The sequence below is a fragment of the Nocardioides sp. LHG3406-4 genome, from assembly GCF_049897745.1.
In the GTDB taxonomy this organism is placed as follows: domain Bacteria; phylum Actinomycetota; class Actinomycetes; order Propionibacteriales; family Nocardioidaceae; genus Nocardioides.
Map to the genome: position 1 here is coordinate 303,790 of NZ_JAFCWV010000002.1, position 24,569 is coordinate 328,358.

At 72.3% G+C, this 24,569-nt stretch carries 28 protein-coding genes; 14 read left to right on the plus strand and 14 right to left on the minus strand.

Annotated features, from left to right (window positions below; genetic code table 11):
* Window positions 1-3 precede the first annotated feature (3 nt).
* The gene (locus tag ACP7BP_RS07455; protein WP_426243939.1) at window positions 4-1,443 is read right to left on the minus strand and encodes a PLP-dependent aminotransferase family protein; all 1,440 of its coding nucleotides are present in this window, start codon (window positions 1,441-1,443) and stop codon (window positions 4-6) included.
* Window positions 1,444-1,504: 61 nt separating this feature from the next.
* Here ACP7BP_RS07455 and ACP7BP_RS07460 point away from each other — a divergent pair, with 61 nt between their 5' ends.
* A complete protein-coding gene (locus tag ACP7BP_RS07460; RefSeq protein ID WP_426243940.1) occupies window positions 1,505-2,191 on the plus strand; it encodes a YczE/YyaS/YitT family protein in 687 nt (228 codons plus the stop codon).
* Window positions 2,192-2,197: 6 nt separating this feature from the next.
* On the opposite strand, the gene ACP7BP_RS07465 is transcribed toward ACP7BP_RS07460, so the two are convergent.
* On the minus strand, window positions 2,198-2,764 hold the full coding sequence (locus ACP7BP_RS07465; protein WP_426243941.1) for an O-methyltransferase: 567 nt from the start codon (window positions 2,762-2,764) through the stop codon (window positions 2,198-2,200).
* A 242-nt stretch (window positions 2,765-3,006) separates the two neighbouring features.
* Between ACP7BP_RS07465 and ACP7BP_RS07470 the strand changes: the two genes are divergently transcribed.
* Both ACP7BP_RS07470 and ACP7BP_RS07475 read left to right on the plus strand, forming a co-directional pair.
* Entirely contained in the window at window positions 3,007-3,144 is a 138-nt protein-coding gene (locus ACP7BP_RS07470; RefSeq protein WP_426243942.1) for a hypothetical protein, read from the plus strand.
* A gap of 11 nt (window positions 3,145-3,155) precedes the next feature.
* Window positions 3,156-4,229, plus strand: coding sequence for a 3-isopropylmalate dehydrogenase (locus ACP7BP_RS07475; protein ID WP_426243943.1), 1,074 nt, complete (start codon window positions 3,156-3,158; stop codon window positions 4,227-4,229).
* A 202-nt stretch (window positions 4,230-4,431) separates the two neighbouring features.
* Here ACP7BP_RS07475 and ACP7BP_RS07480 read toward each other — a convergent pair whose 3' ends face one another.
* Window positions 4,432-4,809 carry a hypothetical protein gene (locus ACP7BP_RS07480; RefSeq protein WP_426243944.1) on the minus strand — a complete coding sequence of 126 codons (378 nt, stop codon included), beginning with the start codon at window positions 4,807-4,809 and terminating at the stop codon, window positions 4,432-4,434.
* Window positions 4,810-4,945: 136 nt separating this feature from the next.
* On the opposite strand from ACP7BP_RS07480, the gene ACP7BP_RS07485 reads away from it, so the two are divergent.
* From ACP7BP_RS07485 to cimA, 3 genes are all read left to right on the plus strand, one after another.
* Complete coding sequence (locus tag ACP7BP_RS07485) at window positions 4,946-6,019, plus strand: branched-chain amino acid aminotransferase (RefSeq protein WP_426243945.1); 1,074 nt, start codon at window positions 4,946-4,948, stop codon at window positions 6,017-6,019.
* A gap of 35 nt (window positions 6,020-6,054) precedes the next feature.
* Complete coding sequence (locus ACP7BP_RS07490) at window positions 6,055-7,608, plus strand: serine/threonine-protein kinase (protein ID WP_426243946.1); 1,554 nt, start codon at window positions 6,055-6,057, stop codon at window positions 7,606-7,608.
* A gap of 199 nt (window positions 7,609-7,807) precedes the next feature.
* Window positions 7,808-9,397, plus strand: coding sequence for a citramalate synthase (gene cimA, locus ACP7BP_RS07495; protein WP_426243947.1), 1,590 nt, complete (start codon window positions 7,808-7,810; stop codon window positions 9,395-9,397).
* A 381-nt stretch (window positions 9,398-9,778) separates the two neighbouring features.
* On the opposite strand, the gene ACP7BP_RS07500 is transcribed toward cimA, so the two are convergent.
* Entirely contained in the window at window positions 9,779-10,861 is a 1,083-nt protein-coding gene (locus tag ACP7BP_RS07500) for a DNA glycosylase AlkZ-like family protein (RefSeq protein ID WP_426243948.1), read from the minus strand.
* Window positions 10,854-11,447 carry a TetR/AcrR family transcriptional regulator gene (locus ACP7BP_RS07505; RefSeq protein ID WP_426243949.1) on the minus strand — a complete coding sequence of 198 codons (594 nt, stop codon included), beginning with the start codon at window positions 11,445-11,447 and terminating at the stop codon, window positions 10,854-10,856. Before ACP7BP_RS07505 ends, ACP7BP_RS07500 begins: the two co-directional genes overlap by 8 nt.
* A 102-nt stretch (window positions 11,448-11,549) precedes the next feature.
* Between ACP7BP_RS07505 and ACP7BP_RS07510 the strand changes: the two genes are divergently transcribed.
* The 3 genes from ACP7BP_RS07510 to ACP7BP_RS07520 are packed head-to-tail and all read left to right on the plus strand — an operon-like array spanning window position 11,550 to window position 13,930.
* Window positions 11,550-12,089 carry an NADPH-dependent FMN reductase gene (locus ACP7BP_RS07510; RefSeq protein ID WP_426243950.1) on the plus strand — a complete coding sequence of 180 codons (540 nt, stop codon included), beginning with the start codon at window positions 11,550-11,552 and terminating at the stop codon, window positions 12,087-12,089.
* Window positions 12,090-12,126: 37 nt separating this feature from the next.
* Window positions 12,127-13,527, plus strand: a complete 1,401-nt coding sequence (locus ACP7BP_RS07515; RefSeq protein ID WP_426243951.1) for an amidase — start codon at window positions 12,127-12,129, stop codon at window positions 13,525-13,527.
* A 10-nt stretch (window positions 13,528-13,537) separates the two neighbouring features.
* Window positions 13,538-13,930: a VOC family protein gene (locus tag ACP7BP_RS07520; RefSeq protein ID WP_426243952.1), complete on the plus strand. Its 393-nt coding sequence runs from the start codon at window positions 13,538-13,540 to the stop codon at window positions 13,928-13,930.
* Window positions 13,931-14,013: 83 nt separating this feature from the next.
* Here ACP7BP_RS07520 and ACP7BP_RS07525 read toward each other — a convergent pair whose 3' ends face one another.
* The 3 genes from ACP7BP_RS07525 to ACP7BP_RS07535 are packed head-to-tail and all read right to left on the minus strand — an operon-like array spanning window position 14,014 to window position 15,919.
* Window positions 14,014-14,622, minus strand: a complete 609-nt coding sequence (locus tag ACP7BP_RS07525) for an energy-coupling factor transporter transmembrane component T family protein (RefSeq protein WP_426243953.1) — start codon at window positions 14,620-14,622, stop codon at window positions 14,014-14,016.
* Window positions 14,619-15,308: an energy-coupling factor ABC transporter ATP-binding protein gene (locus ACP7BP_RS07530; protein ID WP_426243954.1), complete on the minus strand. Its 690-nt coding sequence runs from the start codon at window positions 15,306-15,308 to the stop codon at window positions 14,619-14,621. The genes ACP7BP_RS07525 and ACP7BP_RS07530 overlap by 4 nt, the downstream gene beginning before the upstream one ends.
* Complete coding sequence (locus ACP7BP_RS07535; RefSeq protein ID WP_426243955.1) at window positions 15,305-15,919, minus strand: biotin transporter BioY; 615 nt, start codon at window positions 15,917-15,919, stop codon at window positions 15,305-15,307. Before ACP7BP_RS07535 ends, ACP7BP_RS07530 begins: the two co-directional genes overlap by 4 nt.
* 107 nt (window positions 15,920-16,026) lie before the next feature.
* On the opposite strand from ACP7BP_RS07535, the gene ACP7BP_RS07540 reads away from it, so the two are divergent.
* The gene (locus ACP7BP_RS07540; RefSeq protein ID WP_426243956.1) at window positions 16,027-16,611 is read left to right on the plus strand and encodes a TetR/AcrR family transcriptional regulator C-terminal domain-containing protein; all 585 of its coding nucleotides are present in this window, start codon (window positions 16,027-16,029) and stop codon (window positions 16,609-16,611) included.
* On the opposite strand, the gene ACP7BP_RS07545 is transcribed toward ACP7BP_RS07540, so the two are convergent.
* From ACP7BP_RS07545 to ACP7BP_RS07570, 6 genes are read right to left on the minus strand one after another with little or no spacing between them, the layout of a single operon-like run.
* Window positions 16,586-17,341, minus strand: a complete 756-nt coding sequence (locus tag ACP7BP_RS07545; protein ID WP_426243957.1) for an aminoglycoside phosphotransferase family protein — start codon at window positions 17,339-17,341, stop codon at window positions 16,586-16,588. The genes ACP7BP_RS07540 and ACP7BP_RS07545 overlap by 26 nt on opposite strands.
* A 21-nt stretch (window positions 17,342-17,362) precedes the next feature.
* Window positions 17,363-17,506, minus strand: a complete 144-nt coding sequence (locus ACP7BP_RS07550; RefSeq protein ID WP_426243958.1) for a hypothetical protein — start codon at window positions 17,504-17,506, stop codon at window positions 17,363-17,365.
* A gap of 24 nt (window positions 17,507-17,530) precedes the next feature.
* Window positions 17,531-18,145 (minus strand): pentapeptide repeat-containing protein, encoded by a 615-nt coding sequence (locus tag ACP7BP_RS07555; protein ID WP_426243959.1) that lies wholly within the window; start codon window positions 18,143-18,145, stop codon window positions 17,531-17,533.
* Window positions 18,138-18,425 (minus strand): DUF2087 domain-containing protein, encoded by a 288-nt coding sequence (locus tag ACP7BP_RS07560; RefSeq protein WP_426243960.1) that lies wholly within the window; start codon window positions 18,423-18,425, stop codon window positions 18,138-18,140. The genes ACP7BP_RS07555 and ACP7BP_RS07560 overlap by 8 nt, the downstream gene beginning before the upstream one ends.
* Window positions 18,422-18,970, minus strand: coding sequence for a M23 family metallopeptidase (locus ACP7BP_RS07565; protein WP_426243961.1), 549 nt, complete (start codon window positions 18,968-18,970; stop codon window positions 18,422-18,424). Before ACP7BP_RS07565 ends, ACP7BP_RS07560 begins: the two co-directional genes overlap by 4 nt.
* Window positions 18,971-18,980: 10 nt before the next feature.
* Window positions 18,981-19,838 (minus strand): 3-methyladenine DNA glycosylase, encoded by an 858-nt coding sequence (locus ACP7BP_RS07570; protein ID WP_426243962.1) that lies wholly within the window; start codon window positions 19,836-19,838, stop codon window positions 18,981-18,983.
* A 55-nt stretch (window positions 19,839-19,893) separates the two neighbouring features.
* Between ACP7BP_RS07570 and ACP7BP_RS07575 the strand changes: the two genes are divergently transcribed.
* The 4 genes from ACP7BP_RS07575 to ACP7BP_RS07590 are packed head-to-tail and all read left to right on the plus strand — an operon-like array spanning window position 19,894 to window position 24,555.
* Window positions 19,894-21,258 (plus strand): pyridoxal phosphate-dependent decarboxylase family protein, encoded by a 1,365-nt coding sequence (locus ACP7BP_RS07575; protein WP_426243963.1) that lies wholly within the window; start codon window positions 19,894-19,896, stop codon window positions 21,256-21,258.
* A gap of 9 nt (window positions 21,259-21,267) precedes the next feature.
* Complete coding sequence (locus ACP7BP_RS07580; RefSeq protein ID WP_426243964.1) at window positions 21,268-22,077, plus strand: fumarylacetoacetate hydrolase family protein; 810 nt, start codon at window positions 21,268-21,270, stop codon at window positions 22,075-22,077.
* A 52-nt stretch (window positions 22,078-22,129) separates the two neighbouring features.
* On the plus strand, window positions 22,130-23,581 hold the full coding sequence (gltX, locus tag ACP7BP_RS07585; protein ID WP_426243965.1) for a glutamate--tRNA ligase: 1,452 nt from the start codon (window positions 22,130-22,132) through the stop codon (window positions 23,579-23,581).
* Window positions 23,578-24,555 carry a CPBP family intramembrane glutamic endopeptidase gene (locus ACP7BP_RS07590; RefSeq protein ID WP_426243966.1) on the plus strand — a complete coding sequence of 326 codons (978 nt, stop codon included), beginning with the start codon at window positions 23,578-23,580 and terminating at the stop codon, window positions 24,553-24,555. The genes gltX and ACP7BP_RS07590 overlap by 4 nt, the downstream gene beginning before the upstream one ends.
* Window positions 24,556-24,569: the final 14 nt, after the last annotated feature.

The window sequence follows — 24,569 nt, forward strand, 5'->3', positions numbered from 1 at the left end:
GGGTCAGGCCACCATCACCCGGCCCCGGCGCGAGCCCGGCTCGCTGCCGGCGTGGGAAACCACGATCTCCCAGGCGACCGCCAACCGGCGGACCGCCTCCTCGAGCTCGTCGGCGGGGCGGGTCCAGGGGATCCGGACGAACCGGTCGAGGCCGCCCTCGGCGGCGAACACCGGGCCCGGCGCGACGATCACGCCGTGCCGCTCGGCCTCGACGGCGAGGTCGGTGCCGCCCGACCGGGGCAGCTGGCACCACAGCGCCAGCCCTCCGGTCGGCAGGTGGAACGACCACTCGGGCAGCTCGCGGCGCAGCGCCGCGACCAGCGCGTCACGCTGGTCGCGCAGCTGGGCACGGTGCTCGTCGACGACGGCCGAGCGATCTGCGAGCAGCCGGCCCAGCACCAGCTGCTCCAGCACCGGCGAGCCGAGATCGAGGCCGAGCCTGGCCTCGATGAGCCGTTCGACGTGCTCGTGCGGGGCCCGCAGCCAGCCCAGCCGCAGGCCACCCCAGAACGTCTTGCTGGCACTGCCGATGGTGATCGCGCCGGGGGCGTGGTGCGCCAGGGGCAGCGGCATCTCCTGGCCCTCCAACGAGAGCGCCTGGTGGGCCTCGTCGACCACGGCGATCGTGTGGGTGCGGGCGAGGTGCCGCGCCAGCGTGGACCGCTGCTCGTCGCTCATCAGGTGCCCGGTGGGGTTCTGGAAGTCCGGGATCAGGTAGGCGAGCCGCGGTGACGTCTGCCGCAGCACGGCGCCGGTGGCGTCGAGGTCCCAGCCGCTCGGGTCCACAGGTGACGGCACGACCCGGGCTCCACTGTGCCGGATCGCGGCGACCGCGTTGGGATAGCACGGCGACTCCACGAGCGCCCGGTCTCCCGGCCCGGTGAACGCCTGCGCGACGATGGAGGCGGCGCTCAGGGCGCCGGGCGTCACGAGGATCTGGTCGGGGTCGGTGGGCAGCCCGCGCTCGTCGTACGTCTCGGCGATGGCCTGCTGGAGCTCGGGCACGCCGGCCACGTAGTAGCCCGGCCCGGAGAGGTACGCCGGCAGCTCTGCCGCTGCGGCGGCGTACGCCGCTCCGACGCCCGCCGGGGCGGAGGTGGCCGCGCAGCTCAGGTCGATGGCTGCGGCGTCACCGGGTCGGGGGAACAGGGTCCTGTCGAGGGCGCGCGTCCGGCCGCTCGGGACGCGGGTGAACGTGCCGGCACCGACCCGAGCCTCGGCATAGCCGACCTCGCGCAGGGCGGCGTAGGCCCGGGTGACGGTGGTGCGGGAGACCGCGAGGGCGCCCGTGAGCTCGCGCTCGCTGGGCAGCCTGGTGCCCAGGGCGATCCGGCCGTCGCCGATGAGCAGGCGCAGGGACTCCGCCAGTCCGGCGTACGCGGGGGAGCGGTCGAAGTCGCCGACGAGAGTGGCGACGCGCTGAGAGCTGATCGCGGCGGTCATGCAGGCCACTATCCCAGGATTGGCTATTCATTCCAAGGCCAATGATGGCCACAATATTCTCGTGACTCGTACTCCGTTGGCCCAGTTGACCCCGCTCGAGCAGCTGCGGGCACCGCGCCTCCCGCGACGGCTGGTGCAGCTGATGATCGGCCTGCTGCTCTACGGGTTCTCGATGGCCATGATGATCGAGGCCACTCTCGGCCTCGACCCCTGGGACGTCCTGCACGCCGGGCTCGTCGAGCAGACCGGGTGGAGCTTCGGGACCATCGTCATCGTCGTCGGCCTGGGCGTGCTGCTCCTGTGGATCCCGCTGCGGCAGATGCCCGGACTCGGCACCGTCGCCAACGCGGTGGTCATCGGCGTGGCGACCGACGCGTCGCTGGCGCTGATCACGCCGCCCGACGCGCTCGCGCCGCGGCTGGCCATGGTGCTCGGCGGCGTCGCGCTCAACGGGCTGGCGGGCGCCCTCTACATCGGCTCCCAGCTCGGCCCCGGACCCCGAGACGGGCTGATGACCGGGCTGGTACGTCGGACGGGACTCTCGGTCCGGCTGGTGCGCACGTCGCTGGAGCTGATCGTGCTCAGCGTCGGCTGGCTGCTCGGCGGAGCCGTAGGGCTGGGCACGGTCGTCTACGCGCTGGCCATCGGTCCGCTCGTGCACACGATGCTGCCGTGGTGCACGGTCGACATCGGCGCCGGCGACGAGCGCGTGCTGGACCCCGACGTCGACCGGCCGATCGCCAGCTGAAGGTGGCTAGCGACGGGTGGCGATGATCGCGGCCGCGTCGGAGGCGACCATCACCTCGACCGCGGTGAACCGCTCGTCGGTCAGCCAGCCCTCGCGCAGGGTGTCGACCCGGCCGCGGTGGATCGGGGGCCAGATCTCGCACGGGGTGAAGTCGTCGAGCACGACCAGGCCGCCGGGCTCGACGAGGTCGGCGACGACGTCCACCTGGACGCTGTCGGGTTCGCCGGAGTCGAGGAAGAGCAGCGAGAAGGGCCCCTGGTCGCGCAGCGTCGACCAGTCGGCGGCGAGGACGTCGACCGAGGGGTCGTTCTGGAAGATCTCGGCCGCCGCGGTCGCCAGCCTCGGATCGAGCTCGGCGGTGACGATGCGCGCGTCGTCGCGGACGCCGGAGCGCAGCCAGGCCGTGCCGACGCCGCAGCCGGTGCCGAACTCGGCCATCGTGCCGCCCCGGGTCGCGGCCAGGGTGGCCAGCAGCCGGCCTGTCTCGTTGCGGCAGAACGACACGTAGCCCGCCTTGCGACAGACATCGAACGCGCGGCCGACGATCTCCGGCAGCTCAGGGGGAGCACTCATGAGGTGAGTCTTTCATCTTGGTACGAGTGTCTCGACATATGACCGGTTCGGGAATCTGTCTGCACGGCCGGGTCGGCTCGGCGTAGCGTTCTACCCATCATGCGGAGCGTGTTCGTACTTATCGGCTGCCGCGGCGAGGCCTGACAGATCTGAGCTGTCACCGGGGCCACCTCGCCGCGGTGTTCGGCGTTGCGGTCCCGGATCTCTTCCAGACTCCCGCCGAGCGATTCCGAGGAACTCCCATGTACGACATGTACCCCGACTGGGGACCGGCCAGCCACAGCCCCGAGAACCCCTACAGCGCCGAGGCAGCGACCCGCGCCGTCCAGGCTGCTCTTGACCTGCGAGACAACGGCGGCCAGGCGCCCGAGGACAACTAGCCTCGCCGTCCATGAGCACACCACAGGGCCCCACGGACCCAGCACCCAGCATCCGGCTCGCCGTCATCGCCGGAGACGGCATCGGGCCGGAGGTCACCGCTGAGGCCCTCAAGGTGCTCGAGGCGGTGGCGCCGGCCAAGGTCGAGGCCAACCGCTACGACCTGGGCGCCGAGCACTACCTCGCGACAGGCGAGGTGCTGCCCGACTCCGTGCTCGGTGAGATCCGCGAGCACGACGCCATCCTGCTCGGTGCCGTCGGGGGGAAGCCGAACGACCCGAACCTGCCGCCCGGACTGCTGGAGCGCGGGCTGCTGCTGCGGCTGCGCTTCGAGCTCGACCACTACGTCAACCTGCGACCGAGCCGGATCTTCCCGGGGGCCAGTTCACCGCTGGCCGATCCCGGCGAGGTCGACTTCGTGGTGGTCCGTGAGGGCACCGAGGGGCCCTACACGGGCAACGGCGGCGCCCTGCGGGTCGGCACGCCTGCCGAGATCGCCACCGAGGTCAGCGTCAACACGGCGTACGGCGTGGAGCGGGTGCTGCGCGACGCCTTCGCACGGGCCGACCGGCGTCCGCGCCGCAAGCTCACCGTGGTCCACAAGACCAACGTGCTCGTGCACGCCGGCTCGCTCTGGTGGCGGCTGACCCAGAAGGTCGCCGCCGACTTCCCCGGCGTCACCGTCGACTACATGCACGTCGACGCGGCGATGATCTTCCTGGCGACCGACCCGGCGCGCTTCGACGTGATCGTCACCGACAACCTCTTCGGCGACATCGTCACCGACCTCGCCGCGGCCATCACCGGCGGCATCGGGCTCGCTGCCTCGGGGAACATCAACCCCGACCGCACGGCCCCGTCGATGTTCGAGCCCGTGCACGGCTCGGCGCCCGACATCGCAGGTCAGCAGAAGGCGGACCCCACGGCAGCGATCCTGTCGGCCGCCCTCCTGCTCGACCACCTCGGGTACGCCGACGCCGCGGCCGCGGTCGAGGAGGCGGTCATCGCCGAGCTGGCCGCGCGGGTGCCCGGGGAGTCGCGGACGACGACGGCTGTGGGCGACGCGGTCGCGGCCCGGCTCAGCTGAGCGAGGCTCTCGGGCGTCTCGCGGCTGGACCACGCACGGATGGTCCATGCGTTCGGGCATCCCTGGGGGAAGGCCTGGCCGTTGTTGGAACGTTCGCGCAACGGGCGTTGCTGGAACGTTCGCACCAGAGATCACGCCGTTGTTGGAACGTTCGCGCAAACACCTTTGTGCGAACGTTCCAACAACCGCATGGACACCTGCCTCAGCGCGCTGAGCGGAACCTCTGGAACGGCACCCGGTCGGTCAGCGGGTCGGGCCGAGGCTCGGTGTAGTGCATGGGGTGCTCGATCTTCTCGATCAGCCGGCCCAGGGTCGCGGTCGCGCTGGAGAGCTGCTCGTGCGCCTTCTTGCTCAATTGCAGGATCTCGTCGATGCCGTCGTAGGGCGGGGTGGCGCGCGCGTTCTTGATCATCCGCTCGACGCGGTGCACCGACTCCTCGATGAGGCTGTCGGCGACCTCCTGAGCCTCGGCCATCAGCATCGCGGCGTGCCGGTCGCCGTGGCCGAGACGGGTCTGGAGGTCGGCATTCTCGCGGCGCAGACGCTCGATCTCGGCCTGCATCGCTGTCACGTCCGACACTGACCACTTCTCCGTCGTTCCCGACATCCAGCCCTCCCCGATGAGACCACCTTGCTATCACTTCGAGGGCGGTTTCGGCCAATCAAAAGTCCGCTCCATGACCGCACTCCCAGAAGGGTTGGATACCGTGGCCCACATGGACATCAGCACCACTCTCGCGACGGCACCGGTCGACGACTCCCGGCTCGCGGAGATCCTCGCCAACCCGGGCTTCGGCCAGCACTTCACCGACCACATGGTCACGATCGAGTGGACCCCCGACGAGGGCTGGCACCACGCCCGGATCACGCCGTACGGCCCGCTCTCGCTCGACCCGGCGACCGCGGCGCTGCACTACGCGCAGGAGACCTTCGAGGGGATGAAGGCCTACCGGCACGCCGACGGCTCGGTGTGGACCTTCCGCCCCGAGGAGAACGCCAAGCGGATGGTCCGCTCCAGTGCCCGGCTGGCACTGCCCGAGCTGCCGGTCGACGACTTCGTCCAGGCCGTCGACGCCCTCGTCGAGGTCGACCGGCGCTGGGTGCCGGAGAGCGCGGGGGAGAAGAGCCTCTACCTGCGGCCGTTCATGTTCGCCTCCGAGGCGTTCCTGGGCGTGCGCCCGGCCCGGCACGTCACATTCATGGTGATCGCGTCGCCGGCGGGCGCCTACTTCAAGGGCGGCGTGACGCCCGTGTCCCTGTGGCTGACCCGCGACTACACCCGCGCCGGCCGGGGCGGCATGGGTGCGGCCAAGACCGGCGGCAACTACGCCAGCTCGCTCGTCGCCCAGCAGGAGGCGACCAGTCACGGCTGCGACCAGGTGGTCTTCCTCGACGCCCAGGAGGGGCGGTACGTCGAGGAGCTGGGCGGCATGAACATGTACTTCGTCTTCGACGACGGACACATCGTCACCCCTGAGACCGGCACCATCCTCGAGGGCATCACCCGCGCCTCGATCATCGAGCTCGCAGGCAAGCTCGGCCATCAGGTCGAGGAGCGGAAGTTCTCCATCGACGAGTGGCGCGACGGCGTGACGAGCGGCGCGATCACCGAGATCTTCGCTTGCGGCACCGCCGCGGTGGTGACCCCGGTCGGCACGCTCCAGTCCGCCGAGGGCGACGTGCCCGCGCCGGCCTCCACCGACATCACGATGCAGATCCGCCAGAACCTGGTCGACGTGCAGTTCGGGCGCTCCGAGGACACCTTCGGCTGGATGCACCGCTCGGCGTGACCGCCGGAGAGGCCATGCGCGGGTAATCTCGGCTCGTGACGACCTCCCCGCGTCCGCAGACGCCACCGTCGGGCCTGACGGTCGGCGGCTACACGCTCCTCACCCGGCTGGGGGAGGGTGGCATGGGTGTCGTCCACCTGGCCCAGCGTCCCGGTGGCGACCGGGTCGCGCTCAAGGTCCTGCGGCCGCACATCATCGGCGACGACGAGTCCCGCGCGCGGCTGGCCCGCGAGGTCGGCTCGCTCTCGCGGATCCGCAGCAGGCGAGTGGCGGAGATCGTCGACGCCGACCCGTGGGGCGACATCCCCTACGTCGCCACCCGCTACGTTCCGGGACTCTCGCTCCACGACGAGATCCACGAGTCCGGGCCGATCCGCGGGCAGGACCTCACTTGGCTGGGCCGCTGCTTGGCGGAGGCACTGACCGCCGTGCACGCCGTGGGCGTGCTGCACCGCGACATCAAGCCCTCCAACGTGCTGATGGAGGGCCGTACCCCGATCCTCATCGACTTCGGCCTCGCCCGCGTCGCCGACGACCCGAGGATCACCCACACCGGGTGGCTGCTCGGCACGCCGGGATACCTGGCGCCCGAGATCCTGTACGGCGACGACGCGACCACGGCGTCGGACGTGCACTCGTGGGCGGCGACCGTCGCGTTCGCGGGGCTTGGCCGGGCGCCGTTCGGGCGCGGACCCTCGATGGCGATCATGGACCGCGTCCGCCGCGGCGAGCACGACCTCGCCCACCTCGACGACCCGCTGCGCGAGGTGCTCGTCGCCGCTCTCGACCCCGACCCGGCAGGACGGCCGACGCTGCCGGCGCTGGTGTCGTGGTTCGAGGACCCGCGCAGCCGCGACATCGTCGAGCCGGTCACCGAACCCCTCCGGCTGGTCGAGGCAGACCCGTTCACCCTGCCCCTGGCCGTCGCCGCCTCGGCCCGGATCGACACCCCGACCGAGCACGAGCCTCCCGAGGGCGGGACGGCCTGGCTGGCCGACGACCCGGTCCCCGTGCAGGGCCGGCCCCCGCTCGCCGAGCGCCTGCGCCGCTTCGTCGTCCTCGCGGCGCTGGCCGCTGTCGGCGGTGGCGCGGTGGCGTTCGCGCCGTACCTGTCCTTGCTGGCCCTCCTGCTTCTCACCTGGGTCGTGCGCAGTGCCTCGCTGGCCGCGTCGGCGGCGGGTGACCGGCGCCGGCTCCGCGGCGCCAGGTGGTACGACGGCCCGCAGACCGTGCTCGCCACGCCGTGGCACGTCATGGCCGGCGTGCCCGGCACGCTCCTGCTGTCGCTCTGGGCGGGAGGCATCGCGGCCTCGGTCGCCTTGCTGTGCTTCGCCGCCGGCACCTCACCCGCCCTGGCGCTGGGCCTGTGCGGGGCCGCGTTCGCGTTCGGGCTGTGGTTCGGCCCGGGTGGCTCGCGCGTACGCCGGCCGCTCCGCCGCGTCGTACACCCGATCGCTGCGCGACCGGTCAGCTGGCTCGTCGCGACCGCCGTCGTGCTCGCCCTCGCCGCCGGCCTCGCGTCGCTTGCGGCCAGCCGGGGCAGCGCCTGGGCGCCGGCCTCGGGTGCGCCGTTCTCGTTCCTGGGCTGACTCGTCGGACCGGATCACGAGACCCGGCCCAACGCCGCCCCGCTCTCTGGCAGCATGGGCGACATGCAGCACCCCCTCACCACCAGCATCATCATTCGCTAGCGCGACGGGACACCCCGTCGCGCCGACCTCTCGTTCCACGGGAGGTCTTTTTGTTGCCCGGACACACCCCCTGCCAGCCCGACACGAGAGAACGACCATGGACCTGCAAGGTGACTTCCACGTCTACGACACGACGCTGCGAGACGGCGCCCAGCAGGAGGGGCTCAACCTCTCCGTCGCCGACAAGCTCTCGATCGCCCGCCACCTCGACGGGCTGGGGGTCGGCTACATCGAGGGCGGCTGGCCGGGGGCCAACCCGAAGGACACCGAGTTCTTCCGGCGCGCGCGCACCGAGCTCGACCTCGCCAACGCGCGCCTGACGGCCTTCGGCGCCACCCGCCGCGCGGGCGTCAAGGCAGCCGACGACCCGGGCATCGCGGCCCTGCGCGAGAGCGGGGCGAGCGTCGTGACGCTGGTCGCCAAGTCGCACGACCGGCACGTCGACCTCGCGCTGCGCACCACCCTGCAGGAGAACCTCGCGATGGTCCGCGACACCGTGAGCCACCTGCGCGCGGAGGGGCAGACCGTCTTCCTCGACGCCGAGCACTTCTTCGACGGCTACCGCGACAACCGCGACTACGCACTCGAGGTGCTGCGGACGGCGTACGACGCGGGCGCCGAGGTCATCGCGCTGTGCGACACCAACGGCGGGATGCTCCCCGGCTGGGTGGCCGACGTGGTCCACGACGTCGTCGACACCACGGGCGTGCGCGTCGGCATCCACTGCCACAACGACACCGGCTGTGCCGTCGCCAACACGCTGGCCGCAGTCGACGCCGGCGCGACGCACGTGCAGGGCACCATCAACGGCTACGGCGAGCGCACGGGGAACGCCGACCTGGTCAGCGTCGTGGCCAACCTCGAGCTCAAGCTCGACCGGCGGGTGCTGCCCGCGGGCCTGCTGCGCGACGCCACCCGCATCGCGCACGCGGTCGCCGAGGTCACCAACTTCCCGCCGGCGTCGCGACAGCCGTACGTCGGCACGTCGGCCTTCACCCACAAGGCCGGGCTGCATGCCAGCGCGATCAAGGTCGACCCCGATCTCTACCAGCACATGGATCCCGTCGGCGTGGGCAACGACATGAGGCTGCTGGTCTCCGACATGGCCGGCCGCGCCTCGATCGAGCTCAAGGGCAGGGAGCTGGGCTTCGACCTCTCAGGTGACCGGGAGCTCGTGACCCGCGTGACCGACCGGGTCAAGCGGCTCGAGCAGCGCGGCTACACGTTCGAGGCGGCGGACGCCTCGTTCGAGCTGCTGCTCGTCGAGGAGGTCGAGGGCGAGCGGCCGGCGTACTTCGACGTCGAGTCCTGGCGCGTCATCACCGAGACCCGCCCCGGCGAGGAGGCGGCCTCGGAGGCGACGGTCAAGCTGCGCGCCGCCGGCGTGCGCTACGTCGTCACCGGCGAGGGGAACGGTCCGGTCAACGCCCTCGACGCCGCCCTGCGCGAGGCGATCGGGCAGGCGTTCCCCGAGGTCGCGAAGTTCGAGCTGATCGACTACAAGGTGCGCATCCTCGACCAGGGTCACGGCACCGACGCGATCACCCGGGTGCTCATCGAGACCTCGGACGGCGAGTCGACCTGGGTCACCGTCGGAGTCGGGCACAACGTCATCGAGGCGTCGTGGGACGCGCTGGTCGACGGCCTCACGTTCGGCCTGCGTCGCCAGGCCGCCGACGGCGGCTGAGCGAGCGCGGGAGGCACGTCTCGGGTGCGACGCCCGGCTGCGGCTGGGGTGCGGCCCTCCTCCAAGGAGCCAGCGGGATCTTCGGGAGGGGCGCATGCTGAGATATGGCCGCACCCTGGGCAGTCGCCCCTGACCCCAGCCGGGCAACGACGCCCTGGACGGCTTCCTGGCCGAGAGCGACTCGGTGTCGGCCGCGTTCGTGGCCCAGGACGGCACGATCCTCGCCGCGAACCCGGCCTTCGAGCGCCTGGTGGGCCGACGGCCTCGCTCCACGAAGTCGTGGCGCCCGGTCAGGTCACATCGTGGCCGACCTCCTCGTCGTGGCCGGGCCGACGTGCATTCCCTGCAGGCGAGGCGGAGAGGATCCGGCGGGCGAGCACGTCATGCGAGCCCGGCGAAGGTCTTCCCACGGAAGTCGGCCAGTCGCTCGGCCTGCTCCGCCAGACCGGACGGCGGCTCACCGCCCGACCACATCCGCACCTCGATCTTGAGCCTGGCTCCGAAGGTGCGCGGCCGCCACGACCCGACCAGGTCGTGGCCGTCGAGGATCGCACCGGGCCGGCCGAGGGTGCGCCAGAGGTCCTTGCGGGCGGCCGGGTCGGGGACGACGAGCTCGCGGTCGCGACCCTGCAGGAACAGGTCGAACGGGCCGAGCAGCAGGACGCCCTCGGCGGCCGGCGGGTCCCGCAGGGCCGGCTCGTCGGCGGCCAGCACCTGCAGCTCCTGGCCGTCCACGATCACGGGCACGACGTCGTCGGGCCAGTGGGCGGCGACCTCTCTCACGGTGGTGTCGAGGTAGCCGGCGACGAGCTTCGGCGTGGCCGGCCCCAGCAGGTGCAGCGTCGCACGCACCGGGTCGAGATGGGCGGGCACCTTCTTCGCCGGGCCGCGCCAGCCGGGGAGGCGCCGCAGCACCGGGGGAGACGTGCCGGCCTCGAGCTCCAGGCCGGCGTGCAGCCCGGCGATCCGGAAGGGCTGCTCGTAGGTGTGTGTCGCCTCGCAGGCCCGGCAGTAGCGCAGGTACGGCGCCTCCAGCCGCTCCGTCAGCGCCGCCGACAGCTCGCCCTTCACCGTGGGGGACCGGACGACATCGCGCATCTCGCCGGCCACCGTGCTCAGTGCGTCGAGGATGCCGATCCCCGCCGTGCGCAGCGGGGTGGCCGCGTCGAAGATCCGCTTGGCGGCGTCGGTGTCGCTCCACGGCCAGGTCGCGGCCGCGACTCCCGCAGCCTCCGACCGACGGTAGGCATGGGGCGCGCCGCGCAGGGTCCAGGCGAGGAACAGGTCGTCTGCCGGGAGCGAGCAGCGGCGCAGCTCGAGTGCCCAGGCCGAGCCGTCCGGCCCGGTGTCCTGCACTCCGAGGTCGAGGACCGACGCGTCCGGGCGGGCCTGCTTCGCGTCGAGGCCCTGCGCGTGTACGCGGTAGCGAAGCACGTGCGCGCGACCGACGCCCCGGTCAGGCATCCCCGACCACGCGACGTACGAGGTCGTCCCAGCCGGCCTGGATCCGGCCGACGGAGACATGCTCGATCTCGGTCTGCTGGGTCAGGATCGTGACCTCCAGCGGCGCGATCAGCGCCGTGGCGAGCATCGGGATGTCACCGCGGACGCCCAGCTGGTCGAGGAGGTGTCGCACGTGCATCGCGGTGAACGAGACCGCGGCGTACGCCCGTGCGCCCGACCTGCCGGCCGCCCGGATCAGCCGTGCGTGGGTGAGGTTGAGCTCGATGCGCGAGCGCCCGAAGGCCAGCAGCCGGTCCATCGGCGCCGCTCCCGGGCCCAGGGGTGGGGGGCCGGAGAGCACCGCGGCCTGCCACGCTATCTCCGACCGGTTGAGCAGTGCGCCCATGAGTCCCTCGCGGCTCTCGAACCTCCGGAAGACGGTGCCCTTGCCGACGCGGGCCTCGGCGGCCACCGCATCCATGGTGACGTGGTCGACGCCGCAGAGGTCGACCAGGCGCTGGGCCGCGGCGAGGAGAGCCTCCCGGTTGCGCGCCGCGTCGGCGCGCTCGGGTGCGGGCTCGTCGGCCAGCGGCAGGTTGATGGGCACCGGCCCAGCCTAGGGCGCAACGTTCTCCGCTCTCAGTGGAATTAAACGGACCGCGGTCCGGTTACTCCGAGCATGACCATCACCCAGCTTGAGGAGCCCACCGTGTCCGACACCCGTGTCGTCGTCCTCGTCGGCAGCCTGCGCGCCGACTCCCTGAACCGTCGGATCGCCGAGACGCTGCGCGCCCAGGCGCCTGTCGGAGTCACCGTGGAGATCGCCGAGGGTCTCGGTGACATCCCGTTCTACAACGAGGAGCTCGACGGTCACGAGGTGCCCGCCGCCGCCCAGTCGCTGCGCGAGCTGGTCGCCGGCGCCGACCGCGTCCTGGCCGTCACCCCGGAGTACAACGGCACGATGCCCGCCGTGCTGAACAACGCGATCGACTGGCTCTCCCGCCCGTACGGCGTCGGGGCCATCACCGGCAAGCAGTTCGCCGTGGTCGGTGCCACGCCGACGCCGTACGGCGGCAAGTGGTCGCACGACGACGCCCGGCGCTCGGCCGGGATCGCGGGCGCCGCGGTGCGTGACGACATCGTCGTGTCGCAGCCCGCGCTGGGGGGCGACATCCTCGCCGACGAGCAGATCGTGGCCACCCTGGTCGGCGCCCTCTCCGCCCTGGTCGCCGAGCCGGTCGCTGCCTGACGCGAGGTCCCGCTGCGGCACCCGCTAGCGTCAGGCCGTGGCCGAACTCCATGACCTGACCGCGCTCGAGCAGGGCGATGCCGTACGACGTGGCGAGGTGTCGCCGGCCGAGCTGGCCGGGCACTACCTGGCCCGGGCCGACCGCGTGGGCGCCTTCATCACCCGCACGCCCGAGCTCGCCCTGGAGCGAGCTCGGGCGCTGCCGTCCCCGGACGACGGCTCACCAGGGCTCGGACCGCTGTTCGGCGTGCCGACCGCCATCAAGGACCTGAACCTGACCGCGGGTGTGCGCACCACGTTCGGCTCGGCGTCCTTCGCCGACTACGTGCCGGAGGCGTCGGACGCGGTGACGCTGGCCATCGAGGCCGCCGGGATGGTGAGCCTGGGGAAGACGAGCACGCCGGAGTTCGGCTCGCCCTGCTACACCGAGCCCGACGTCGCCCCGCCGGCCGTCACCCCCTGGGACACCACCCGGATGGCGGGCGGCTCCTCGGGCGGCGCCGGCGCGGCGGTGGCCGCCGGGCTGGTGCCGGTCGCCCACGGCTCCGACGGCGGTGGTTCGATCCGCATCCCGGCCTCGTGCTGCGGCCTCGTCGGCCTCAAGCCGACACGGGGTCGCGTGTCCGACGCCCCGATGTACGGCGACCCGGTGGGGCTGAGCGTGTCCGGACCGCTCGCGCGCACCGTGCGCGACGCGGCCGCCTTCCTCGACGTGCTCGCCGGCCGTAGCGTGGGTGACCCGTCGTGGGCACCGTCTCCCACGGGCTCGTTCCTCGCCGCCTGCGACCGGGACCCGGGGCGTCTCCGGGTCGCTCGCTTCATCACCCCCGTCATCGCCGACAGCCCGGTCGACCCGGCGTGCGTGCAGGCGTGGGACGACGCCTCGCGGCTGCTCGAGTCGATGGGCCACGACGTGGAGGACGTGCCGGTCCCGCTCCCTCCGGAGGCGGTGCCCGTCTTCGAGATCTGCTGGGCCGTGCTCACGGCGCTCTCCGCCGCCCCGCCCGGCCGCGAGGGCGATCTCCGGCCGCTCACCCGCTGGCTCAGCGAGCGCGGCCACGCGGTCTCGGGGCCGGAGTTCGGCCTGGCCATCGGCGAGATGCGCCGGTTGGCCGCGGGCGCGCTCGCCGCGCTGGCGCCGTACGACCTGGTGCTGACGCCCACCCTCGCCGCCCCGCCGCTGCCCGTCGGCGCGCTGCGCGACGACAACGACCCGGCTGCCGACTTCGAGGCACAGAAGGCGTTCACGCCGTGGACCTCGGCCTGGAACGTCACCGGCATGCCGGCCATCTCGCTGCCACTGCACTGGACCGACGACGGGCTGCCCGTGGGGGTGATGCTGGCCGCGCGCCCGGCCGAGGAGGAACTGCTGCTGGCGGTGTCCGCACGGGTCGAGGAAGCGACGCCGTGGGTTCACCGCAAGCCGCCTGTGTGGTGAAGTGGACAGCATGACCGAGCTGACGCCGTACCTCTGTGTCGCGGGGGCCGACCGCGCGATCACCTGGTACGTCGACGCGCTCGGCGCCGAGGTGGTCTACCCGCCGATCCGGATGGAGGACGGCCGGGTCGGCCACGTGGAGCTCGCCGTCGACGGGGCGCGCTGGATGATGGCCGACGAGTTCGAGGCGGCCGGCGTCGCCGCGCCCGACACGACGCGGGGCTCCCCGGTCTCGCTCCACCTGCAGGTCGCCGACGTGGACGCCGTGTGCGAGCGGGTGGTCGCCACCGGTGTGCGCATCGATCGCGGCCCGGAGGACTCGCCCCCCGCTGGCCGGGTGGCCGTCTTCCGCGACCCCTTCGGGCATCGCTGGTTCCTCAACACCCCGCTGCCGGAGGGGTAGTCCGGTGCATTTCAGGGGTTATTCCGGCAAATGAGCCCGATTCTGCACCGGACTACCACCCCAATGGACGCGCGAGTACGGCGTCAGTCGGTGATCCCGCGGGCATGCAGCGCCTCCCCGGTGGAGCGGGCATGGGCCACCACCCTGACCACCAGCGGCGTGAGCCGCGCGCGGGGGTCGCGCTGGAGCCCGCGGGCGACGGCGGCGTCCCGCGTCTCGCCGGCGATCTCGATCGTGGTCGGCACCGCACGGATCATCAGCGAGAACGCCAGCGCCACCATCTCCGGGTTGACCCCGACGCGGCGCAGCGGGCCCAGCGCCCGGGTGATCGTGTCGAGCATCTGGTCGATCGGCGTCGTCACGGTCAGCACGGTCGCCATCAGCACCAGCGCGACCAGGTCGAGCACCGACTCGACGGCGCGCTGCCAGGTCTGCTGCCAGGTGAGGTAGGCCGCCATCAGGACGGCCACGACCAGGATGCCCCGCAGGGCCCGCAGGGTCGCACGGACGCCCATGCCCGACCAGCCCGCCAGCGTCAGCGCCGCGGCGACGAACGCGGCGGCGCTCACGGGTCCGCGGACCACCACGACCACGATCGCGACCGCCATCAGGGTGAGCAGCTTGGCTCCGGCCGGCAGCCGGTGGAGCACCGTGTGGCCGGGGCGGTAGATCCCCAGGAGCGAGGCGCTCACACGGTCGCCCGGTAGTGCGCGACCGCGTCGGCGGCCGGCCCGTCGTAGACCACGGCGCCGTCGTCGACCACGATCCCGCGCTCGCAGCGCTCGGCCAGGTCGAGGTCGTGCGTGACGAGGACGAGCTGCTGGGGCAGGGCGCAGAGCAGGTCGCCGATCAGCCGGCTGTTGCGCAGGTCCAGCAGCGTGGTCGGCTCGTCGGCGACCAGCACGTCGGGATCGGTGGCCAGCACCCCCGCCAGGGCGAGCAGCTGCCGCTGGCCCCCCGACAGCGTGTGCACACTGCGGTCGGCCAGCTCGGCGAGTCCGTGGCGCTCGAGCACGGCCATGGCCGCCGCCCGGCGTACGCCCTTGTCCTTGTGCGTACGACGCAGCGACAGCGCGACGTCCTCCACGACCGTGGGCATCACCAGCTGGGCGCTGGGGTCGGTGAAGACGAACCCCACCCGGCGGCGCACCGCCGCACCGTCCTCGGCGACGTCGAGCCCGTCGACGAGCACCCGCCCGGAGCTGGCCTCGACCAGGCCGTTGACCAGGCGCGCGAGGGTGGACTTGCCGGAGCCGTTGGCGCCGATCAGGGCGATGCGCGACTCGGTGAGGGTCAGCGTGGTCTCGTGCAGGATCTCGTGCTCGCCGTCGGTGGCGGGCACCCTGACCGAGACCTGCCGGAGCTCGATCCGGCTCACGCGGTGACGGTCTCCTCGCGGGTCGCCGCGACCGGGGTGCGGCGGTCGAGCAGGTCGGGGAAGGCCCGGTGCACGGCGGTGGCGACCAGGGCCATCGCGACGTTCTTGACGACGTCACCGATCCAGAAGACCTTGTCGATGTCGAAGGCGCCGGCCCAGTCGGTGGGGATGCGCCACACCATGCCGGCCATGCCGAACGTGTGGATGAACACCGCGCTGCTCACCAGCCCTGCGACGGTGATCACCGGCACGCTGGTCTGGATGGTCCGGCGCGGCAGTCGCTCGACGATGAAGCCGCACAGCGCCGCGGCCAGCGGGAAGCCGACGAGGTAGCCGACCGACGGGCCGCTGAAGACGGCCAGGCCCGACGCGCCGCCGGAGAAGACCGGCAGCCCGGCCGCCCCGACGACGAGGTAGAGCAGCACGGCCAGGAAGCCGCGGCGCATGCCCAGCACGGCGCCGCTGAGCAGCACCCCGAACGTCTGGAGGGTGATCGGCACCGGTGTGCCGACGTTGAGCGCGGGCAGGATCGCGCAGACGGCGATCAGGGCGGCGAAGCCCGCGATCAGGGCGACATCGGTGGCGGTGCTGCGGGAGGCGCGGATGCTCATGGGCCTGACTCTCAGCTCGGTGCGGGGGACACGTCGACCTGAACGGTGGCCAGGTGAACGGTGTTCAGGTTAGGTTATGGGTCCGGGCCGGTCAACGGAGGTGTGCAGTGCGCTATCACCGCAGCGACGTCGTCGAGCGCGCGCTCGACGTACTCGACCGCTACGGACTCGCCGACCTGTCCATGCGCCGGCTCGCGGCCGACATGGGAGTCGCGCCGAGCGCGCTCTACCACCACGTCGCCAACAAGCAGACCCTGCTGGCCGCGGTCGCCGACGCGATCCTGGTCCGCGGCCGAAGGCCACGCCGCGCGGCCACCTGGGACGGCCGGGTCGGCGAGGTATGCGCCGAGCTGCGCGACGCGATGCTGGCCTACCGCGACGGGGCCGACGTCGTCGCCACGGTGCACGCCTTCGGCCTCGGCGCAGCTGGGCCGGCCGAGGAGCTCGACGAGGTCCTGCTCGAGGCCGGGCTCGACCCGGGTCTGGCCGCCGTCGCCACCCGCACCCTGTTGCACTACGTCTTCGGCCACGCCCACGACGAGCAGATGACGCTGCAGGCCAACAGCGCCGGGGCGATCGACCGTCGACCCCGCGACACCGCCGACTTCGGGCTCGGCCTCGGTCTCATCCTCGACGGTCTCCGCACGCACCTCCCCGCCGAGGACGTCAGCCGTCTCGCAGGTGGTCGCTGAGGATCTGGTCCAGGACGCGCAGCTGGGCCGCGACCTCCTCGTCGTCGTCGCCCAGGGCCCGCCAGCAGGTGACCAGCGCCTTCCAGAGAGCCCAGCCTCGTCCGCGCGCCCAGGTCGCCGCATCCACGGACAGCCGGTCACGGAACGCCTCACGACCGGCGTCGGTCAACAGGGTCCAGGCGACCGCCATGTCGCAGGCGGGGTCCCCGACCCCGCACGTGCCGAAGTCCAGCACGGCGGCCAGCTCCCCGCCCTCCAGCAGCAGATTTCCCCGGGCCATGTCGCCGTGGAACCAGACCTCCGTCCCGTCCCAGCGCGCGGTCAGGGCGTGCTCCCAGATCTCTGTGGCCAGGTCGACGTCGACATGGCTTCGCAACGCCTCGAGGGCGTCGCGGGTCTGCGCGTCGTAGGTGCGCAACGTCCCACCCCGGTACCAGTTGTGCAGACCCGGAGTCGGGCCGCCGGTGGGGTCGATGCCTTGCAACGCGGACAGGAAGCCCGCCAGCGCGACCGCGAACCGGACCGGGTCGGCGATCTCCTCCGCACTCGCCGTGCGGCCCTCGAGCCAGGTGTAGACCGACCATGGATGCGGGTATCCCGCGCCCGGCTCCCCCTTGCCCAGGGGCGTCGGGACGGGTAGTGGGAGCTGGGGAGCGAGCACCGGCAGCCACCGGTGCTCCTTGTCGACCGCCAGGGCGTACGCCGAGGCGCTGGGCAGCCGTGCCGACATCTCCGAACCGAGGTGGAAGGTTCAGTTGTCCCAGCCGCCGTGGGTCACGGGCCGCACCTCCAGGGCTGACCACCGGGGAAACTGCTCGGCCACGAGCCGCCGGACCATCTCCGCATCGACGCTCACGCGCTCCGGCACCGGACCGAGATCAGGTGCGTCACTCACCGGCGCGCCCCCTGCTGCCCATGCTCAACGGCCGACGTCGACCAAGGCTCCGGCGAGCTCGGCGAGGAGCACGCCCCCGGCCAGGTCGAGCCTGGTGTCCTTGAGGGTCGCCACGGTCAGGTCGACCCGGTCGAGTGACGCGCCGCGCAGGTCGGTCCGCGTCAGGTCGGTCTCGCGCAGGGTGGCGCCGGCGAGGTTCGCGTCCCGGAGCACGGTGCCGGTGAGGTTCGCCAGCGACAGGTCGGCCTCGCTGAGGTCGACGCCGCTCAGGTCGAGGCCGCTGAGGTTGGCGCCCCGCATCGTCACCCCCGACCAGCGGCCGCCGATCACCCGGACAGGTCGCAGCGTGCACCCGGCGAAGACCGATCCGACGAGCTTGCACCCGTCGAGCGTCGCGTCGAAGAAGTTCGTACGCCGGAAGTCGCACGCCACGAATGCGGTCGCTACGTGCGTCGACGCGTTGAACCGGCCCCCGTGGAACGTGCAGCTCTCGAAGCTCGCTCCCGATGTGCTCGTCTCCGACAGGTCGACGTCGGAGAAGGTGCAGTCGACGAAGCGCGCCGCGCCCAGGTCGTCGCCGTACCAGTCCTCGCCGGTGATCGACTCGCCGTGCCGTACCGAGGGGGCAGCTTCAGACATCGACCGTGCCGCCGATGCGCCAGTAGACGCCGTCCTCGCGCTCCAGGAACAACGCCTCCACCAGGTAGCGGCGCAGCGCGGCGAAGTCGGGATGGAAGCGCTGCAGGATCTCGTTGACCTCGACCTCGGGGTAGGTCCGGCCGGGCTCGAACTGCTGGGCGAGATGGTCGAGCACCACCATCAGCTTCGACTGCTTGGTCGGGATCGTGTGCAGGCGACCGTCGGCACCGGTGAAGTTGGCGACGACCCGCTGCTCGTCGGGGCTCAGGGGGGAGCTCATGCCGGCTCCCGGTCGAGCAGCGCGAGAGGCCGACGGGCGTCGTCGAGACCGCCACCGGCGTCTCGCACCTCGAAGTGCAGGTGGCAGCCGTCGGGTGCGCCCGAGTCCGACGCGAGCGCCAGGGTCGTGCCACGGCCGACGCGGTCGCCCACCTCGACGAGGAGGGTGCGCGCGTGCGCGATGAGGATGTCGACGCCGAGCCGTTGGTTGCGGATCACGAGCGGCCGTACGCCGTACGCCGGTCCGTAGGCAGCGCTGCTGACCACCCGGCCGCGCCTGCCGGCCCGGATCGGCGTCCCGCACGGCAGCGCGACGTCGATGCCGTGGTGGAAGCCGTGCCCGCCACCGCACCGGCCGTCGGGCGGGTAGTAGGGAGCGCGTGTGCAGCCGTAGCCGATCATCGTCCGGTGCGCCCCCGGGTACCACGGCGAGGTGTAGGCCGTCGTGTCCCGCGAGTAGAACACCCAGCGCGGGTCGGCCTCGGCGGCCGCGACCGGCGACGCCGAGAGCAGCAGCGCCACCACCGGCCCGAGCATCCGCATCATGCGACCCACCCTAGATCGCGAGCAGCCTCGAGCACTCGTCGATAAGCCGCTCGCGCAACGGTGCGGCCCGCCCGGCGAAAGCGCGCTGCGACGCGGCGTACGCCTGCTTGCCCTCGGGCGTCTCGATGGGCACCGGCTCGAACCCCAGGTCCGCCAGGTCGTACGGCGCCGCGCGCATGTCGAGCTCGCGGATGTCGCGGGCGAGCTCGAAGCAGTCGGCGACCAGGTCGCTGCTGATCATCGGGGTGAGCCGGAAGGCGTGCTTGTAGAGGTCCATGTTGCCGTGCAGGCAGGCCGGCTGCTCGTACGCCGCCCGGTCGTCGCGGCCGGGGGACAGCACGTTGAGCGGCCGCGCGGGAGGGGTGAAGAACCGGTAGGCGTCGAAGTGCGAGCAGCCGATCCGGTGCGACTCCACGACCGCGTCGGTGCCGCCCGCGCCGAGGCGCAGCGGCCAGTCGGCGTGCCGGGTCTCGTCCTCGCCGAGCCGGTAGACCATCGCCCACTCGTGCAGCCCGAAGCAGCCGAAGTTGGCCGGGCGCCCGGTGGTGGCGAGGAGCAGCGCGTGCAGCGACTCGACGAGCGGGCGCTGCGCCGCGACGTACTCCGCGGACACGGCGGCGGGGGAGCCCCGGTAGCCCTTCAGCCCGACGTACTCGTCCGCGCCGTCCAGCGCGACCCCGAAGCCCGGATGCCAGCGCCGCAGCTGGGCCGGCCGCTGAGAGTAGTAGGTGAACAGGAAGTCGTGGACCGGATGCTTGACGCGCGACCCCCGCCTAGCGAGGTGCGGGGCCACGAACGCGTCGACGCGGTCGGCGTGCGCCCGCGAGCGCGCCCGCCACGTCGCCTCGTCGAGCACGTCGATATCCACGAACCCGAGCCTACGAGCACTGGTCGGGACGGCCGGGTGCGGCCACACTGCAGGGATGGACGATCACGAGGCGGCCCTCGACCGGGCCCACGCACAAGCCCTCGCCTGGCTGGCGTCGCTCGGGGAGCGAGCGGTGCCGGCGACCGCGTCGATCGAGGACGTCGTGGCGAGGCTCGGTACGGCGCTCCCCGACGGCCCCGAGGACGCCGTCGACGTGATCGACCTGCTCGCGACCGCCTGCGAGCCGGGCCTGACGGCGATGCCGTCGGGTCGGTTCTTCGGGTTCGTGATCGGCGGGACTCACCCCGCCGCCCTAGCCGCGGACTGGCTCACCAGCGCCTGGGACCAGAACGCCGGGCTGCGGCTGGTCACTCCGGCGCACAGTGCGGTCGAGGACGTCACCGAGTCCTGGCTCGTCGACCTGCTGGGACTGCCGATCGGCAGCGCAGTCGGCTTCGTCACCGGCGGCACGATGGCCAACTTCACCGGCCTCGCCGCCGGTCGCGACGAGGTCCTCCGCCGCGCCGGCTGGGACGTCGCCGCCGACGGGCTGGTCGGCTCGCCCGGAGTGCGGGTCCTGGTGGGCGCCGAGCGCCACGACACGGTCGACCTGGCCCTGCGTTACCTCGGTCTGGGCAGCCCCGAGGCCGTCGCGGCCGACGAGCAGGGGCGAGTCGTCACCGACGCTCTCCGGGCAGCGCTGGAGTCGGGCGACGGACGGCCGACGATGGTCGTGCTGCAGGCGGGCAACGTCCACTCCGGGGCGTTCGACCCCTTCCAGGAGGCGATACCACTCGCGCACAAGCACGGTGCGTGGGTGCACGTGGACGGCGCCTTCGGCCTCTTCGCGGCAGCCTCCCCGGCACGCCGGCACCTCGTGGCCGGCTACGAGCTCGCCGACTCGTGGGCGACCGACGCGCACAAGACGCTCAACGTGCCCTACGACTGCGGCCTGGCGATCGTCCGTGACCGCAGCGCACTGCGCGCCGCGATGGGCATGCACGGCGACTACCTGATCCACGACGCCGCGGGCGAGCCGTTCGACAAGGTGCCGGAGATCAGCCGGCGGGGCCGGGCCATCCCCGTCTGGGCGGTGCTGCGCGCACTGGGGCGCGACGGTGTCGCCGAGCTGGTCGACCGGCTCTGCACCCACGCCGCGGCGATGGCGAAGGGGATCGGCGAGATCGACGGATCCGAGGTGCTCAACGACGTGGTGTTCACCCAGGTCTGCGCGACGTTCGGCGACGACGAGCGCACCCGCGGCGTCGTGTCGGGGCTGCTCGACGACGGGACGGCCTGGATGAGCGGATCGAGGTGGCACGAGCGCGCCGTGCTCCGGGTCTCGGTGAGCAACTGGTCCACCACCGAGGCTGACGTGGAGCGCAGCCTCACCGCGCTGCGGGCGGTGGCCGCCGGATAGGCTCGGCCGGTGCGCATCGCCAGATTCACCACAGGAGAAGAGCCCCTCTACGGCGTCGTGACCGGCGACGTCGACGAGTTCGGCCAGCCCGCCGACGACACGGTGATCGTGGCGCTCGCCGGCGACCCCCTCTACGTCGGGGTCAAGCTGCTCCAGCAGGAGCACCAGCTCGCCGACGTACGCCTGCTTGCGCCGGTGCTGCCGCGCAGCAAGGTGGTCGGCATCGGCCGCAACTACGCGGCTCACGCCGCCGAGCTCGGCAACGACCTGCCGACCGAGCCATTGATGTTCCTCAAGCCCAACACGTCGGTGGTCGGCCCGGGCGACCCGATCTTCTACCCGCCGCAGACCCAGGACCTCCAGTACGAGGGCGAGCTCGCCCTGGTGATCGGCCGCATCTGTCGCGACGTGCCCCCCGAGCAGGCGACCGACGTCATCTACGGCTACACGATCGCCAACGACGTGACGGCCCGCGACCTGCAGAGGTCCGACGTGCAGTTCACCCGTGCCAAGGGCTTCGACTCCTTCTGCCCGCTCGGTCCGTGGATCGAGACCGACCTCGACCCGCAGGCGTTCGCCGACGGGGTGCGCCTCCAGACCCACCTCAACGGCGACCTCAAGCAGGACGGGTCGACCGCCGACCTGATCTTCGACATCCCGACCCTTGTTGCCTACGTCTCCAGCGTGATGACGTTGCTCCCCGGCGACGTCATCCTCACCGGCACCCCCGAGGGTGTCGGCCCCATGCAGGTCGACGACGAGGTCGAGATCTCGATCGCCGGCATCGGCACCCTCACGAACAAGGTGGCAACCCGTTGATCCTCACCCCATCCGAATGCTCGCTCCGCTCCGCTTCGAACGGGGACCCCGAATGAGCAACGTCCGCGTCCGCTTCCCTCCGTCCCCGACCGGCAGCCCGCACGTCGGCCTCGTCCGCTCGTTCCTCTTCAACTGGGCGTTCGCGCGCCACCACGGCGGCACCCTGGTCCTCCGCATCGAGGACACCGACACGGCGCGCAACACCCAGGAGTCCTACGACAGCCTCTTCGACCTCTTCCACTGGCTGGGGCTCGACTGGGACGAGGGCCCTGACGTCGGCGGCCCGCACGCGCCGTACCGCCAGTCGGAGCGCGGCGACGTCTACCGCGACGCCCTCGCCCGCCTGGCCGAGGGCGGGCACAGCTACCGGTGCTACTGCACGACCGACGAGGTCGCGGCGCGCCGCCAGGCGAGCGGCTCCAAGGACATGGGCTACGACCGGTTCTGCCGCGACCTGACCGACGCGCAGGTCGAGGCGTTCGTCGCCGAGGGCCGCACCCCCGTCATCCGGTTCCGGATGCCTGACGGCGAGATCGCCTTCGACGACCTCGTCCGCGGCCGGGTCAGCTTCCACAGCGACCACGTGCCCGACTACGCGCTGGCGCGGGCCAACGGCGACCCGCTCTACACCCTCGTGAACCCCGTCGACGACGCGCTCATGGAGATCACCCACGTGCTGCGCGGCGAGGACCTGCTGTCCAGCACCCCGCGGCAGATCGCCCTGTGCACCGCGCTGGCGGATGTCGGCATCGGCACCGGAGCGCCGATCTACGGCCACCTGCCCTACGTCATGGGCCAGGGCAACAAGAAGCTGTCGAAGCGCGATCCCGAGGCGCACGCGCTCGCCTACCGCGAGCAGGGCTTCCTCCCCGAGGGGCTGCTCAACTACCTGGCGCTCCTCGGCTGGGCGATCGCGCCCGACCGCGACGTGTTCACTCTCGAGGAGATGGTGGCGGCGTTCGACATCAAGGACGTCAACCCCAACCCGGCGCGCTTCGACCTCAAGAAGGCCGATGCCATCAACGCCTCGCACATGCGGATGCTGTCGATCGAGGACATCACCCACCGCGCGCTGCCGTTCCTCAAGCAGGCCGGCGTGGTCTCCGACCCGGTGTCCGACGCCGACGCGCAGCTGCTCGAGCTGGCCATGCCGCTGGTCGGCGAGCGCATCAACAAGCTGACCGAGGCCGTCGACATGCTCGGCTTCCTGTTCGTCGACGAGGCCTCCTTCGCCCGCACCGACGACCTCGACGGGGCCGGCCGCGAGGTCGTCCAGGCGGCGTACGACGCCCTCGGTGCGCTGCCGCAGTGGAGCACCGCCGCGATCGAGGAGGCGTTGCGCGGCAAGCTGATCGAGGAGCGCGGCCTCAAGCCCCGGCACGCGTTCGGGCCGGTGCGCATCGCCATCACCGGCCGCAAGGTCTCGCCGCCCCTCTTCGAGTCGATGGAGCTGCTCGGCCGCGAGCGCTCCATGACCCGGCTCCACGACGCCCTCTTCGAATGAGCCCGAGCGGGGAGCCGCTCGGCTACCACGAGCTGCACCGCGGCGGGCGCTCCGGAGCGTGGCGTCCGCTGCTCGGCGTCGTGGTGCTGTTCGCCGGGGTCTTCCTGCTCGCGCCGCTCCTCTGGCAGGTGCTCTTCGCCCTCGGGTACGCCGCGGCGGGCGAGCCCGTGGCCTCGTCGCTGGAGCGGCTGCTCGACACCGGCGACCCGACGCCGATGTCGCTGGCGTTCCTCAACGTGGTGCTGGCCTCGGCCATCCCGGTCGCGTGGTTCCTGAGCCGGGTGCTGCACGGACTGCGCCCGCGGTGGCTCTCGTCGGTGCTCCCGCGGATCAGGTGGCGCTTCTTCCTCGCGTGCCTGGGCCTCTCGGTACTGGCGTTGTTCGCGACCATCGCGGTCACGGCGGTGCTGCCCCAGGAGGGCGGCACGGAGGTGAGCAGCACGGTCAACGACTTCACGTCGACGACGCGGGACTTCCTGCTCGTCGTACTCCTGCTGACGCCGCTGCAGGCAGCGGGGGAGGAGTACGCCTTCCGCGGCTACCTCACCCAGGCGTTCGGTGGGCTCTTCGGCTCGCGGGTGGTCGCGGTCGTGGCGCCCGCGCTGCTGTTCGGCCTCGCGCACGGCGTGGGGCAGAGCCTGCCGGTCTTCGTCGACCGGTTCGCGTTCGGGCTGGTGGCGGGCACCCTGGTGATCCTCACCGGCGGACTGGAGGCGGCCATCGCCATGCACGTCCTGAACAACTTCCTGGCGTTCGGCCTGGCGTTGGCGTTCAGCGACATGGGCAGCGCGCTCAACCCCACAGGCGGCAGCTGGTGGAGCCTGCCGGGCACCCTCACGCAGTCGCTCGTCTACCTCGCGCTGGCACTCTCGGCCGCCAGGCGGATGGGGCTCCGACGCACCACCGAGGGGGGCGTTTTGGAGGCCCCCGGACCCCGCGTGTATCGTTCACCCCTGCGTCCGGAGGGCCCCTGAGCACGCGTCGAAGA